Raw genomic sequence first — 13,458 nt, forward strand, 5'->3', positions numbered from 1 at the left:
ATCATGCCACGCGGCGTGCGTCGAGCACTGCCTCCATGTCCTTGAGCCCCAGGCCGCGCACGCGCAGCAGCACCAGCAGGTGGAACACCAGGTCGGCGGACTCGCCGAGCAATGCGGCATCGTCCTGCGCTACCGCGGCCAGCGCGGTTTCGACGCCCTCCTCGCCCACCTTCTGCGCGATGCGGCGCACGCCCTCTTCGAACAGGCGCGTCGTGTAACTGCCGGGCGGCCGCGTGGCTTCGCGCGTGCGGATCAGCGCGTCGAGCGCCGCGAGGGGATGGGCCGCCGAATGCGTGAAGCAACTCGCGCTGCCGGTGTGGCACGTCGGGCCCTGCGGTCGCGCGAGCACGAGGATCGAATCGCCGTCGCAATCGGCCGACAACGACACGAGTTCGAGCCAATGGCCTGAGGTTTCACCCTTCGTCCATGCTCGCCCGCGGCTGCGACTGAAGAACGTCACGCGCCCCGTGGCACGCGTGGCCGCCACGGCCGCGGCATCCATGTAGCCGAGCATCAGCACGCGCAATGAATCAGCGTCTTGCACGATGGCCGGCACGAGGCCACCCTGCTTGTCGAAATCGAGGTTCATGCCGCGCGCACCGCGATGCCCCGCGTGGCGAGCGCGCGCTTGAGATCGGCGATCGCGATCGCGCCGGAATGGAAGACGCTGGCCGCGAGTGCCGCATCGACATCCGCCGCATCGAACGCGTCGAAGAAGTGCGCCACGCTTCCCGCACCGCCGGAGGCGACCAACGGAACGCGGCAGATCGCACGCACGGCCTGCAGTTGCGCGATGTCGTAGCCATCGCGCGTGCCGTCGCTGCCCATGCAATTCAGCACGATTTCGCCGGCCCCGCGCTCCTGCGCTTCGCGCACCCAGTCGAGCGTGCGGCGTCCCGGTGCGCGCATCGCGGCCGGATCGCCCGTGTGGCTGCGCACGCGCCATTCGCCGTCTGCCTCGCGCGTGCTGTCGATGCCGACCACCACGCACTGGGTGCCGAACGCGTCCGCCAGTTCGTCGATCAACGCCGGTTGTTCCAGCGCAGGCGTGTTGACGGACACCTTGTCTGCGCCCGCCCGCAACACCGCGCGCGCGGTGGCGACGTCGCGCACGCCGCCCGCCACGCAGAACGGGATGTCGAGTTCGCGTGCGACGCGCGCGACCCATTCGGTCGACACGCTACGGCCCGCGGGGCTCGCGCCGATGTCGTAGAACACCAGTTCGTCCGCACCCGCGTCGCGGTAACGCCTGGCGAGTTCGACGACGTCCCCCATGTCGACGTGGTCGCGGAAGCGCGCCCCTTTGACGACGCGCCCCTCTCGTACATCGAGACACGGAATGATGCGGCGGCTCAACATGCGAGCGCCTCCGCCAGATCGAAGCGGCCTTCGAGCAACGCGCGCCCGAGGATCGCACCACCGCAACCGGCGCCGCGCGCGGCGCGCACGTCGTCCAGGTCGCGCACTCCGCCGGAGACTTGCACGGCGACCGAGGGCGCGCAGGCGCGCAGCGCGGCGTACAACGCCGGGTCGGTTCCGCTGAGCATGCCATCCCGTGCGATGTCGGTGCACAGCAGATGCCGCAGGCCTTGGTCGCGGTAGAAGGACAGCAGGCCGAGTGCGTCGCTGCCCGCGGTCTGCGTCCAGCCGCGCGTGGCCGGGAGCCAGCGTCCGTCTTCCTCGCGCACATCGAGCGCGACGACGATGCGTTCGGCACCGAACCGTTCGATCCATCGCACGACACGTGCCGGAGTCTCAACGGCGAGCGAACCGATCACCACGCGCGCGGCGCCCGCGTCGAGCAGTGCGGCCACGTCGTCCGACGTCCGCACGCCACCACCGGTCTGCACTTGCAGACGGCCTCCATCGGCAATGCGCCGAAGCAACGGCGCCAACGTGTATCCACCGACACGCGCCGCATCGAGGTCGACCAGATGCAGCCACGTCGCGCCCGCATCGGCGAAGGCCATCGCGCGCGCGAGCGGGTCGGCGTCGTAGCGTGTTTCCTGCGCATAGTCGCCTTGACGCAAGCGCACGACGCAGCCGTCGCGCACATCGATCGCCGGGTAGCAGGTGAACCTCATGCGGCCTCCCTGCGCGCGTCGGCGAAGGCGAGGAAGTTGCGGAGGATGCGCGCGCCCACTGTGCCCGATCGCTCGGGATGGAACTGCGTGCCACAGATCGCGCCGCGCCGCACCACTGCGGCGAACGGGCCGCCGTGCGTAGCGCTGGCGATGCACGCATCCGTCACCGGCGCCGCGTAGCCGTGCACGAAGTAGGCTTGCGCATCGGGCGCCAGGCCGGCGAGCAGCGGGTCGCTGTTGCGCGCATCCAATCGGTTCCACCCCATGTGGGGAACGCGAATGCCGGGCGATGGCGCGAGTGCGCGCACGACGCCAGGCAACAGGCCGAGACACTGCGCACCCTGCTCTTCCGAGGCGTCGAACAGGAGTTGCATGCCTAGGCAGATGCCGAGCAACGGGGCATCGAGCTCGGGCAGTGCCGTGTCGAGTCCGCGGGCGCGCAGCAGTCGCATCGCGGTGCCCGCAGCGCCCACGCCGGGCAGGATCACCGCACGCGCGTCGCGCAGGCCGTCGGCGTCGCGCACGATCCGCACGTCGGCGCCGAGGCGCTCCAGCGCGATGCGCACGGAGCCGAGGTTCGCGCCCCCCGCATCGATGAGCGCGATCACAGCGTGCCCTTCGTGCTGGGAAGCGAGCCGTCGACCCGCGCGATCGCCTGCCGCAATGCGCGCCCGACGGACTTGAAGCACGCTTCGATCTTGTGGTGGTCGTTGTCGCCGCGCACCTGCAAGTGCAGGTTCAGACCCGCGCCTTCGCACAGCGAGCGGAACAGGTGCGGCACGAGTTCCGTCGGCAATCCGCCGACCTGCTCGCGCGCGAACGCGCCTTCGAACACGAACACCGGTCGCCCCGACCAATCGAGCGCGGCGGTGGCCAGCGCTTCGTCCATCGGCAACATGAAGCCGTAACGCGCGATGCCGCGCTTGTCGCCGACCGCTTCGCGCAAGGCCTGCCCCAACGCAAGCGCGCAATCCTCCACGGTGTGGTGCTCGTCGATGCGCAGGTCGCCTTCGCATCGCAGCGCCAGCGCGAATCCACCGTGCTTGCCGAGCTGCTCCAGCATGTGGTCGAAGAAGCCCAGCCCGGTGGACACGTCCGGATCCCGCGCGGTGTCGAGGTCCACCTCTACCGCGATGCGCGTCTCCTTCGTCTCGCGCACCACGCGCGCGGTGCGCGAACTCCCCAACAGGGAATCGGCGACCATCGGCCAGGTCGCATCGCCGCCGAACTGCGGCGTGCGCAACTGGAACCCGCGGATGCCCAGATTGCGCGCGAACTGCACGTCCGTCTCGCGATCGCCGACCATCGCCGAACGCGCCCAGTCGATCGACCGGTCCTGCAACAGGGGCACGACCAGACCGATGTTGGGCTTGCGCGTCGGCAGGTTGTCCGCCGGGAAGCTGCGGTCGACGAGGATCTCGCGGAAGACGATGCCCTGGCTTTCCAGAACCTGCAGCATCAGTCGTTGCGGACCGTCGAATGCGGCTTGCGGGAATGCATCGGTCCCCAACCCGTCCTGGTTGGTCACCATCACGAAGGCGTAGCCCGAATCGCGCAGCCGCAGCAGCGCGGGAATGCAATCGCGCACGAAACGCACCTTGTCGAGGCGATCCACCTGGAAGTCGGCGGGTTCCTCGATCAGCGTGCCGTCGCGGTCGATGAACAGGATCGGCGTCATGCGAGGGCTCCGCGCAGCGCGGCGAGGAGGCGCGCGTTCTCATCGGCGGTGCCGATGGTGATGCGCAGCGCATCGTGCAATCGCGGCATCGCGCGCATGTCGCGGACGACGATGCCGGCATTGCACAGGGCGCGCCACGCGCCTTCGGCATCGGCGAAGCGCACGAGCAGGAAGTTGGCCTGCGAGGGATAGACACGGCGAACGCCGGGGAGCATGCGCAGCGATTCGCGCAGGCGGTCGCGCGCCTGTTTGGTCGCGGTGATGCGCGATGCCGTTGTTTCGAGTGAGGTCGGCGACAGCGCGGCGACCGCGACCTCCGCACTGCTCGCGGGAATGGGATACGGCGCCTGGCAGCGGCGCAACGCTGCGATCACGTCGGGATCGGCGATGGCGCAGCCGATGCGCGCGCCCGCGAGGGCGTGCGCCTTTGACAGCGTGCGCAGCACGACCAGGTTGCGCAGCGCGGCGACCTCGCGCACGAGCGCAGGCGCCTCGGCGAACTCGACATACGCCTCGTCGACGATCACGAGCGCGCGACCATCGAGGCGACGCGCGAGGCCGACCACGGCTTCTCGTGGCGCAACGCCGCCGGCCGGATTGCCGGGCGAGCACAGGAACACGAGTTTCGCGTGGAGTGCCACGGCGGCCTGCGCGACCGCGTCGAAGTCGATGCGGAAATCCTCGCCGTCGTCGAACAACGGGGCCTCGACCACCCGCGCGCCGTGCAACCGTGCGGACACCGCATACATGCCGAAGACCGGCGGCGTCGCGAGCACGGCGTCGCGCGAGGGCGCGCAGAACGCACGCACGAGCAGATCGATCGCCTCGTCGCTGCCGCGACCGACCAGCAGGCGCGCCGGATCGCAGCCATACAGACGCGCAAGACGCGCGACGAGCCCCTCGGGCTGCGGCGACGGATAACGGCGCACCGCACCGGAAGGATCGGCGCTGCTCCGGTCGCAGGCTTCGTTCGCGTTGAGCCACGCGTCGCCGCGCACCGACTCGCTGCGCGCGGAACGATAGCCGACGAAACCATGCAGGTCCTCGCGCATCAGCAGCAGGGGGTCGCTGGAACGGAACGCGTTCATGCGCATTCCAGCCGCACATCGATGGCGCGCGCATGCGCCTCCAGCCCTTCGGCGCGCGCGAGCGTCGTCGCCGTCGCGCCGATGGCGGCGAGCCCCGCCCGATTCGCCGACTGCACGCTGATCGCGACCTGGAAGCTCGCGACGGACAAGCCGCTGATGGCACGCGCGGCCCCGCCGGTCGGCAGCACGTGATTCGTGCCACTGCAGTAATCGCCGATGGCTTCGGGCGCGAAGCCGCCGAGGAACACCGAACCCGCCGCGTGGACACGCGGCAACCAGGCGCGCGGCGCCTCCACGGACAGGATCAGGTGTTCCGGCGCGTAGTCGTTGCTGACGTCGAAGGCGTCGGCCAACGTCGGCACACGGATCGCGCGCGATTGCGCGAGCGCGGCGGCGGCGATCGCACGGCGTGGCAGCGAGGCGAGTTGCGCTTCGAGTGCCGTTGCGACCGAATCGATAAACCCCGTGTCGTCGCTCACGAGGATCACTTGCGAATCCGCGCCGTGCTCGGCCTGCGACAACAGATCGGCGGCAACGAAGCGCGGATCGGCCGACGCATCGGCGATCACCAGCACTTCTGACGGCCCCGCGGGCATGTCGATCGCGGGCCCGTCGCCGGCCATCGAAACAAGTCGCTTGGCCTCCGTCACGAAGGCGTTGCCCGGGCCGAACAACTTGTCGCAGCGCGGAATCGACGCGGTTCCGAAGGCCATCCCCGCGATCGCCTGCGCGCCACCGACCTTGAACACCCGCGTGATGCCGCACCGTTTCGCGGCCGCAAGCACCAGCGGATCGGCGCTGCCGTCGGCACGCGGCGGCGTGCACAGCACGATGTCGGGACAACCGGCCAATCGCGCCGGAATGCCGAGCATCAACACGGTCGAGGGCAGAGGCGCGCTACCGGCGGGCGCGTACAGGCCCACGCGGCGGATCGGGCGCAGCATGCGCTCGCAACGCACGCCGGGTGCGGTGTCCAATGCATAGGGTTGCGGAACGCCAGCGCGATGGAAGGTTTCGATGCGCGTGGCGGCGTCGTCGATGGCGTTGCGCACGTTCGCCGAGACTTCGGCTGCGTCGAACTCCGCCTGCGTCACTGCGAGCGATTCGAGGCGCGCGCCGTCGAATCGTTCGGTCAATGCGAACAATGCCGCGTCACCTACCACGCGCACCTGTTCGACGATCGCTTCCACCGAAGCGCGCACGCTCGCCGAAGCGACCTGCGCCGGCCGACGCAGCGCTTCGCCACGCGCGGCCGCGGACATCGACGCCCAGTCCAATCGCGTCCATTGCACGGCGGTCACGCGAGCATCCTCTCGACGGGCACCACGAGCAACGCATCGGCGCCCGCGCGCTTGAGGTCCTCCAGCCTTTGCCAGGTGACCGCACCGCGACACACCGCCTGCAACGCCACGCGGTCGGTGCCGTCCACGCGCATCACCGTCGGTTGTTCGGCATCGGGCAACAGCGCCATCAGTGCGGGGACGTTGCACGAGGCGGCCTGGAACAACAGCAACTTGCTGTCGCGCAGGCCCAGCACCGCGTCGAAGCGCCGCAGCAACAACGCGGCGATCTCCGCGCGCGCATCACCGAAGGGCGCGACGGGGCCAGCGAGGACGGCTTCGCTCTCGAGCAATACGTCCGTCGCGCGGAGCTGGTTGGCAGCCAACGTCGCGCCGCTCGACACCAGGTCGCAGATCGCGTCGGCCTTTCCCAGGCGGGGCGCGATCTCGACGGAACCCGACAGCGTCACGACTTCGGCGGCGATGCCCCGCTCGTCCAGCCACTGCGTCAACAACGCGGGATAGCTGGTTGCGATGCGCAACCCATCGAGCGCGAGCGCCTGCGCTTCGCCCCACTGCTGCGGCACCGCGAGCGCGAGCTTGCACGCGCCGAAGCCGAGGCCGCGCCACTCTCGGAACGGCGCCGGCGCACCGGCCAGCACACACTCCCCCGCGCGTTCGAGCAATACGTTGCGGCCGACGATGCCCAGGTCGCACGTGCCGTCGGCCAGCAGCCCGGGAATGTCGTCGTCGCGCACGAGCAGCAGATCGATCGGCATCGTCTCGCCGATGCAGAACAGGTGGTCGCGTGTTTCGCGCCAAGCGTAGCCGCAGGAGGCCAGCAACGCGCGCGCCGGCTCGGCGAGGCGACCGGATTTCTGGACGGCGATGCGCAAACGATCTCGCACCGCCCGGTTCGGGGCGGACAGGGACATGGCGGGGACCTTCAATGCGAGGCGGCGTGGCGGCGCTTGCGGCGGAGGGCGGCGTGATAGCCGCCCGCACCGCGCTCGAGCGTGCGTGCGACGCGACCGACGGTGGTCACGCTGACGCGGGTGCGCTCGTGGATCTCGCGATAAGGAACGCCCTCGATCAGGAGGGGCACGACCTTCCAGCGGTCGGCCATCGATTCCAGCTCCGCCGGTGTGCACAGGTCGAGCAGGAATGCGCGCACGTCCTCGGGCTTCTGCAGGGCGGCCAACGCCGCGGCCAGGCCATCGAGGGCGGCATCGGCTTCGGCTTCCGGCAGGGGATCGGGACGTTGTTTCATCGCGTTAATGTATTAGCGTGTTAATACATTAGGCCACACGGACGAGCTGCGTCAACCCCTTGCCGTCCGGGGATGATGACGGCGGGCGGTCAGTCGCTCAGCGCAGCCCGCACCGCATCCAACACGACGTTCTCGACGACCAGTCTCACCGCCATCGCGACGTCGCCGTCCAGCGCGCGGTCGCGGTGCATCGGCTCGATGCGCGTGCGGATCGCGGCGTGCGCCGCTTCCACGGCGCGCCCGGGGCGGTATTCGTCCGCATCGGAGAGTTCGGCACGCAGCCCGTCGACTTCCTTGAGGAATCGCGTGCGGTCGCCATCGTCCTTCAGCGGGCCGCCCTGCACTTTCGCCGCGAACCCGTCCGCGTCCGCGCGATCGGCCAGCGACCGCGCGGCGTTGATCATGTCGCGCCGCAGGTCGAGCGCCTGCGCGGCCGTCATCAGCTCCAGGCCCAGTACCTTGCCGAGGTCGCCGACCATCGCGAGCACGTGGCGCGCTTCGTTGGCGCCCATCGAGACGTGGTCTTCGGCGTTCGCGCTGGTCGGGATCGAGTACACGGAGGCCGGCATCGCGCGACTGGCGAGGTCGTTGACGATCGCCGCCGCGGTGTATTGCACGATCATCAGGCCCGATTCTGTCCCGTCTTCGTTGCCGATGAGGAACGCGGGCAAGCCATCGTTGGTGGCAGGATCCACGAGCTTGTTGAGGCGGCGTTCGCTGATCGACGCGAGCACGGGAATCGCGGCCTTGACGTAGCTCATCGCCAGCGCGAGCGGCATGCCGTGGAAGTGGCCGGCGGAAATCACCTGCTCTTCCACGTGGCGCGCCTGCGCGTCGGGGAACACCAGCGGGTTGTCGGTCACGGCATTGAGTTCGACATCGAACACGCGCTTGGCCTGCGCGAGGGCATCGCGGACCGCGCCATGCACCTGCGGAATGCAACGCAACGAATAGCTGTCCTGCGGTTGGTGCTTCTTGCCCCCGCGGAACGGGCGGAAGCGGTCGTAGAACTTCTCGCGGCCGTGGCGCTGCGAGAACGCCACCCAATCCCAGCCGATGTCGAACGAGAGCGCGTGCGATGCGTCGTCATCCCATGCCGACGGCGACCAGGCGCGGAACTTCGGCACGAGGTGGTACGGGATGTCGGCGAGCGTCGAGCCTTCGAGCAACTGCCGCAAATGCGCGGCGACGTGTACTTGGCCCGGATGCGGGCGCAACGCGTGCACCTCCTCGGCGAACGCGCCCAGGCGGCCCGCGAACGCGTCGATCGTCATCGCCGCGGCGATGTCGGCGGTATCCAGCAATTCGTCCAGGCGTTGCAACGCAAGCGAACCGCACGCCAGCATCTGCGCGGTGCCGTTGTTGAGCGCCAGGCCTTCCTTGTACGACAGCGACACGGGCGACAAGCCCTTGCGCTTCAGGGCTTCGTGGCCCGGCATGCGTTCGCCGTCGATGAAGGCTTCGCCGCCGCCGAGCAGCACGATGGCCAGGTGCGACAACGGCGCGAGATCGCCCGAGGCACCGACCGACCCCAACTGCGGCACCACCGGCACGATGCCCGCGTTGAGCATCGTCGCCATCGCCTGCAGCGTTTCCACGCGAATGCCCGAATGCCCGCGCAGCAGAGTGTTGATGCGGATGCACATCATGGCGCGCACGACTTCCGGCGCGAACGCATCGCCCACGCACACCGCGTGCGTGACGATCAGGTTGTTCTGCAACTCGCGGTGCAACGAGCGATCCGTGTCCGCCTTGCGCAACGGATGCCCGCCGAGCAGCTTGTCGGCGTTGCTGCCGAAACCGGTCGATACGCCGTAGATGGGCTCCTCTCGCGACACTTGTTCGGCGAGGAATTCCGCCGCGCGCGCCACGGCCTTCAACGCGTCGGCGTCGAGTTCCACGTGCGCGCCATGCGCGACTTCCACCAGCGTGCGCTGCGTGAGCGACACACCATCGAGACGAACGGGCCTCATCGCGTGGTCTCCTGCAATTTCGCCGGAAGATCGGCTTCTTCGAGTTCGAACTGGTCGCCGCTGCGCATGTCCTTCACCGCGACGACGCCACGCGAAGCCTCGTCCTCGCCGCGGATCGCGACGAAGCGGATGCCCGCGCGATCGGCGTACTGCAATTGCTTGGCGAGCTTGCGCGGTTCGAGTTGCGTTTCGACGTTCAGGCCCGCGGCGCGCAGCCGCTGCGAGAGCGCGAGCGCATCGGGCAGCATCGCATCGTCCATCAGCGCGACGAGCACGTCGACGGAACTGGCAGCCGTCGACACCAGCCCGGCCTTCTGCAACTGATAGAACAGGCGCGTCAGCCCGATCGAGATACCGACGCCCGGCAGCTTCGACTTCGTGTAATGGCTCGCAAGGTTGTCGTAGCGGCCGCCCGAACAGATCGAACCGATCTGCGCGTGCGCATCGAGGAAGGTCTCGTAGACGATGCCGGTGTAGTAATCCAGGCCGCGGGCGATCGAGAGGTTCAGCGCGTAGCGGTTCTCCGGGACGCCGAGCGCCTGCAGCTGCGCGAGCACCGCGCGCAATTCCGCGCGGCCTTCCTCGAACAACGCCGTGCCTTGCGGGAAGGCGTCGAGTTTGGCCAACGCATCTGCGTGGCCCGTCGAGCGCACCTGCGAGAACGCCATCAGCGCATCGACCACGTCCCGCGCCAGCCCGTAGCCCTCGCCCGCCAGCGTCGCGCGCACGGCGTCGGGGCCGCGCTTGTCGAGCTTGTCCAGCTCGCGCAACACGGCGGTCTGCCGCTCGCCGTCGCCGATGCCCAGGCCCTCGAAGTAACCGCGCAGCAACTTGCGATGGTTGAAATGGATGGTGAAGTCGCCGATGGCGAGGTGGTCGAACACCGCGGCGATGACCGCCGGGATCTCGGCGTCGAAGCGCGGCGAGAGCGAATCCTTGCCGATGACGTCGATGTCGCACTGGTAGAACTCGCGATAGCGCCCGCTCTGGGCGCGCTCGCCGCGGTAGACGCGCTGCATCTGGTAGCGGCGGAAGGGGAACGCGAGGTCGTGTTCATGTTCGGCCACGTAGCGCGCCAGCGGGACCGTGAGGTCGAAGCGCAGCGCCAGCTCCGGCCGCCCTTCCTTGGCCGCGCTGTCGAGCGCGCCGGTGGACTGGACGAAATACACCTGCCGCTCGGTGTCGCCGCCCGACTTGGTCAGCAGGACGTCTGACAGCTCCATCACGGGCGTTTCAACCGGCAGGAAGCCGAACTGCTCGAAGGTGCGCCGGATCGTGTCCAGCATGCGCTGGAAGGCGATCTGGTCGCGCGGCAGCAATTCCATGACGCCCGATGGCGTGCGGGGCTTGATCGGCGTGCTCAATGCAGGCTCCAGGGGATTTCGGGGCGCCGGCGCCGGGCTTCCGCCCCGGCCGGCCGCAAGCCGCATAGTCTAGCGGCTGCCCGCCGTGCCCCTCTCCCTCGCACTTTCGCACCACGACAGACTTGCCTCGGCCCGACGCGGGCCGCTAGAATTCGCGGCTCGGCTGTCGGGGTGTAGCTCAGTCTGGTAGAGCGCTACGTTCGGGACGTAGAGGTCGCAGGTTCGAATCCTGTCTCCCCGACCAATTTTTCTGGCCGAAACAAAAAAACCGCCGCGAGGCGGTTTTTTGTTGCGCTCACACGCGCGGCGGGTCGGTTTCGCGTTCCCAATGGCGGCGGCCGGCGGCCGCGATGTAGGCGTCGATGGCCTTCGACGCGTTGCCGCCCACCACCACGCCCGGGTCCTGCCCGCCATCCGGCAACGTCGCCGGGATACGGGCTGCATCGAGCAGCGCGTCGCTGTCACCAAGGATCAGCAACGCCTTGCAATGCCGGTACTGTTCCTTGAGGTAGTCGAGCGTGCGCGCATCCATGCGCAGCTCGCCCATGCGGTCCGCGCCGTCGGGCACGATCATGCCGTCGAACAACACGCCCGGTTCGTTCTCCAGCGACACGTCGGCGTCGAGCGTATCGCCCCTGTCGGTCACGCACGGGCCGATGCGCACGCCCATCAGGCGCGGCACCGCGCCGGCGTCGAGCAACGCGCGCTGCACCGTTTCGACCGTCTGGCCGTTCACGCCGTCGGCGACGAGGATCGCGAACTTGCGCGAGCGCACGCCGCCATCACCGGGACGCGCCAGCATCGACAACGCCGGCGATGCATCGACTTCGGATTGGGGGACCTTTGCGATGGCGCGCGGCAACGGTTCGGGAACTTCCATGCCAAGACCGTCGGCCACTTGCGCGGCAAGATCCGCCGACACGTTCGCCAACCCGGCGAGCATGCGCGCACGCACCGCTGGCACCGTCACCTTGCTCAACTCGAACCGGAACGCGCCGGCGATATGCGCTTGTTCGGCGGGCGACTGGCTGTCGAAGAACAACGTCGCCTGGTTGTAGTGTTCCGCGAACTTCTCGGGGTGACCGCGCAGTTCATCCTGCGTCACCGGTTCCGGGAACGACACGAACCCCGCGCTTCCCGCCTGGAACGGGCACCCGCCGCCGAGGCTGTTGGGCTCGTACGACACGCGGCCGCGGTGGATGGCCTGGCGATGCAAACCATCGCGCTGGTTGTTGTGCACCGGCGCGATCGGCGCGTTGATCGGGATCTCGTGGAAGTTCGGACCACCCAGGCGCGTCAGTTGCGTGTCGACGTAAGAATGGATGCGCCCGGCGAGCAACGGGTCGTTCGTGAAGTCGATGCCCGGGATGACGTGCGCCGTGCAGAACGCCACCTGCTCGGTCTCGGCGAAGAAATTGTCGGGATTGCGGTTCAACACCATGCGTCCGATGGGCTGCACGGGGACCAGCTCTTCCGGAATCAGCTTCGTCGAATCGAGGATGTCGAACGAATAGCGCTCGGCTTCTTCCTCGGTGAACAACTGGACGCCGAGTTCGTACTCCGGGTACTCGCCGGCTTCGATCGCTTCCCACAGATCGCGGCGATGGAAGTCGGGATCCGCGCCCGAGATCTTGACCGCTTCCTCCCACGCCAGCGCATGCGTGCCGAGTTTCGGCGTCCAGTGGAACTTGCACAGCGTCGCCTCACCCTGTGCGTTGACGAAGCGGAAGGTGTGCACGCCGAATCCTTGCATCATGCGGTACGACCGCGGGATCGCGCGGTCGGACATCAGCCACATCAGCATGTGCGTGCTTTCGGGCATGAGCGAGACGAAGTCCCAGAACGTGTCGTGCGCCGAAGCCGCCTGCGGCATCTGGTGATGCGGCTCGGGCTTCACTGCGTGCACGAGGTCGGGGAACTTCATCGCGTCCTGGATGAAGAACACCGGCATGTTGTTGCCCACCAGGTCCCAGTTCCCTTCGTCGGTGTAGAACTTCACCGCGAATCCACGCACATCGCGCGCGGTGTCCTTCGAACCGCGTTCGCCCGCCACGGTGGAGAAGCGCACGAATACCGGCGTGATCTTGCCCTTCGCCTGGAACGGCGCCGCGCGCGTGATGTCGGTCAACGGTGCGTAGCATTCGAAAAACCCGTGCGCGCCGCTGCCGCGCGCGTGCACGATCCGTTCGGGGATGCGTTCGTGGTCGAAGTGGGTGATCTTCTCGCGGAGGATGAAATCCTTGAGCAACGCCGGACCGCGCAAACCCGCTTTGAGCGAATGCTGATTGTCGGAAACGGGGACGCCCTGGTTGGTGGTCATGCGGCGCGCGGTTGCGTCGGTGCGCACGGGATCGAGCGGACCGACGGCAACGGGATCGCCGTTCCCGGCGCGCGTGCCGAGCTTGTCCGATGTGTTGACCTCACTCAGCGAGCTCGCGGTGACATCGTCGCTCGGCGCTTCGACGCCCTCGCCTTCCTGCGGCGCGTGCGCGTTGTCGTAGCCGTATTCCAGTGGCTTGTTGGCATTGAACGGCATTGCCTCGGCGGTGGCCTCCACGTCCGCAGCGCGCTCGGCGATGCGATCGCCCGTGCCCTTCGGCACGCCGCGCGCACTGCCGCTGTCGGTGTTGCGGGCAGCGGCTCGGCCGGCGGTGCGCGAAGCGGGCGTGGAGGAAGACGGCTTGCGACGGGCCATGTGCGTGTTCTCGATTCGTGGAATCG

The 13,458-nt window shown here is 68.5% G+C and carries 12 protein-coding genes and 1 tRNA gene; 1 reads left to right on the forward strand and 12 read right to left on the reverse strand.

The features are described 5' to 3' along the window. Position 1: 1 nt before the first annotated feature. From hisIE to hisS, 11 genes are all read right to left on the reverse strand, one after another. Positions 2-589 (reverse strand): bifunctional phosphoribosyl-AMP cyclohydrolase/phosphoribosyl-ATP diphosphatase HisIE, encoded by a 588-nt coding sequence (gene hisIE / locus LF41_RS11190; protein ID WP_036169712.1) that lies wholly within the window; start codon positions 587-589, stop codon positions 2-4. Then, complete coding sequence (hisF, locus tag LF41_RS11195) at positions 586-1,359, reverse strand: imidazole glycerol phosphate synthase subunit HisF (protein ID WP_036169713.1); 774 nt, start codon at positions 1,357-1,359, stop codon at positions 586-588. Before hisF ends, hisIE begins: the two co-directional genes overlap by 4 nt. Continuing rightward, a complete protein-coding gene (locus LF41_RS11200; protein WP_036169715.1) occupies positions 1,353-2,084 on the reverse strand; it encodes a 1-(5-phosphoribosyl)-5-[(5-phosphoribosylamino)methylideneamino]imidazole-4-carboxamide isomerase in 732 nt (243 codons plus the stop codon). Before LF41_RS11200 ends, hisF begins: the two co-directional genes overlap by 7 nt. Next, positions 2,081-2,692 (reverse strand): imidazole glycerol phosphate synthase subunit HisH, encoded by a 612-nt coding sequence (hisH, locus tag LF41_RS11205; protein WP_036169717.1) that lies wholly within the window; start codon positions 2,690-2,692, stop codon positions 2,081-2,083. Before hisH ends, LF41_RS11200 begins: the two co-directional genes overlap by 4 nt. Next, positions 2,689-3,762, reverse strand: a complete 1,074-nt coding sequence (hisB, locus tag LF41_RS11210) for a bifunctional histidinol-phosphatase/imidazoleglycerol-phosphate dehydratase HisB (protein ID WP_036169720.1) — start codon at positions 3,760-3,762, stop codon at positions 2,689-2,691. Before hisB ends, hisH begins: the two co-directional genes overlap by 4 nt. After that, entirely contained in the window at positions 3,759-4,850 is a 1,092-nt protein-coding gene (gene hisC, locus LF41_RS11215) for a histidinol-phosphate transaminase (protein WP_036170026.1), read from the reverse strand. The genes hisB and hisC overlap by 4 nt, the downstream gene beginning before the upstream one ends. After that, positions 4,847-6,112: a histidinol dehydrogenase gene (gene hisD / locus LF41_RS11220; RefSeq protein WP_036170028.1), complete on the reverse strand. Its 1,266-nt coding sequence runs from the start codon at positions 6,110-6,112 to the stop codon at positions 4,847-4,849. The genes hisC and hisD overlap by 4 nt, the downstream gene beginning before the upstream one ends. 35 nt (positions 6,113-6,147) lie before the next feature. Then, positions 6,148-7,059: an ATP phosphoribosyltransferase gene (hisG, locus tag LF41_RS11225; RefSeq protein ID WP_036170030.1), complete on the reverse strand. Its 912-nt coding sequence runs from the start codon at positions 7,057-7,059 to the stop codon at positions 6,148-6,150. A 17-nt stretch (positions 7,060-7,076) separates the two neighbouring features. After that, on the reverse strand, positions 7,077-7,400 hold the full coding sequence (locus tag LF41_RS11230) for a YerC/YecD family TrpR-related protein (RefSeq protein ID WP_036169723.1): 324 nt from the start codon (positions 7,398-7,400) through the stop codon (positions 7,077-7,079). Positions 7,401-7,489: 89 nt separating this feature from the next. Next, positions 7,490-9,373, reverse strand: a complete 1,884-nt coding sequence (locus LF41_RS11235) for an HAL/PAL/TAL family ammonia-lyase (RefSeq protein ID WP_036169725.1) — start codon at positions 9,371-9,373, stop codon at positions 7,490-7,492. Beyond that, positions 9,370-10,698: a histidine--tRNA ligase gene (gene hisS / locus LF41_RS11240; RefSeq protein WP_036170031.1), complete on the reverse strand. Its 1,329-nt coding sequence runs from the start codon at positions 10,696-10,698 to the stop codon at positions 9,370-9,372. The genes LF41_RS11235 and hisS overlap by 4 nt, the downstream gene beginning before the upstream one ends. Before the next feature lie 206 nt (positions 10,699-10,904). Between hisS and LF41_RS11245 the strand changes: the two genes are divergently transcribed. Then, positions 10,905-10,981 (forward strand) — tRNA-Pro (locus LF41_RS11245). A 51-nt stretch (positions 10,982-11,032) separates the two neighbouring features. On the opposite strand, the gene LF41_RS11250 is transcribed toward LF41_RS11245, so the two are convergent. Next, positions 11,033-13,432: a catalase gene (locus LF41_RS11250; RefSeq protein WP_036169728.1), complete on the reverse strand. Its 2,400-nt coding sequence runs from the start codon at positions 13,430-13,432 to the stop codon at positions 11,033-11,035. Between the last annotated feature and the right edge of the window lie 26 nt (positions 13,433-13,458).

Source organism: Lysobacter dokdonensis DS-58, from assembly GCF_000770795.1.
Taxonomy (GTDB): domain Bacteria; phylum Pseudomonadota; class Gammaproteobacteria; order Xanthomonadales; family Xanthomonadaceae; genus Noviluteimonas; species Noviluteimonas dokdonensis.

Excerpts from the sequence above, each read along its gene's own strand:
- LF41_RS11200 (WP_036169715.1), bottom strand. The coding sequence starts at position 2,084 with ATGAGGTTCACCTGCTACCCGGCGATCGATGTGCGCGACGGCTGCGTC.
- LF41_RS11230 (WP_036169723.1), bottom strand. The coding sequence starts at position 7,400 with ATGAAACAACGTCCCGATCCCCTGCCGGAAGCCGAAGCCGATGCCGCC.
- hisC (WP_036170026.1), bottom strand. The coding sequence starts at position 4,850 with ATGAACGCGTTCCGTTCCAGCGACCCCCTGCTGCTGATGCGCGAGGAC.
- hisB (WP_036169720.1), bottom strand. The coding sequence starts at position 3,762 with ATGACGCCGATCCTGTTCATCGACCGCGACGGCACGCTGATCGAGGAA.
- hisS (WP_036170031.1), bottom strand. The coding sequence starts at position 10,698 with ATGGAATTGCTGCCGCGCGACCAGATCGCCTTCCAGCGCATGCTGGAC.
- LF41_RS11235 (WP_036169725.1), bottom strand. The coding sequence starts at position 9,373 with ATGAGGCCCGTTCGTCTCGATGGTGTGTCGCTCACGCAGCGCACGCTG.
- hisD (WP_036170028.1), bottom strand. The coding sequence starts at position 6,112 with ATGTCCGCGGCCGCGCGTGGCGAAGCGCTGCGTCGGCCGGCGCAGGTC.
- hisF (WP_036169713.1), bottom strand. The coding sequence starts at position 1,359 with ATGTTGAGCCGCCGCATCATTCCGTGTCTCGATGTACGAGAGGGGCGC.
- hisIE (WP_036169712.1), bottom strand. The coding sequence starts at position 589 with ATGAACCTCGATTTCGACAAGCAGGGTGGCCTCGTGCCGGCCATCGTG.
- LF41_RS11250 (WP_036169728.1), bottom strand. The coding sequence starts at position 13,432 with ATGGCCCGTCGCAAGCCGTCTTCCTCCACGCCCGCTTCGCGCACCGCC.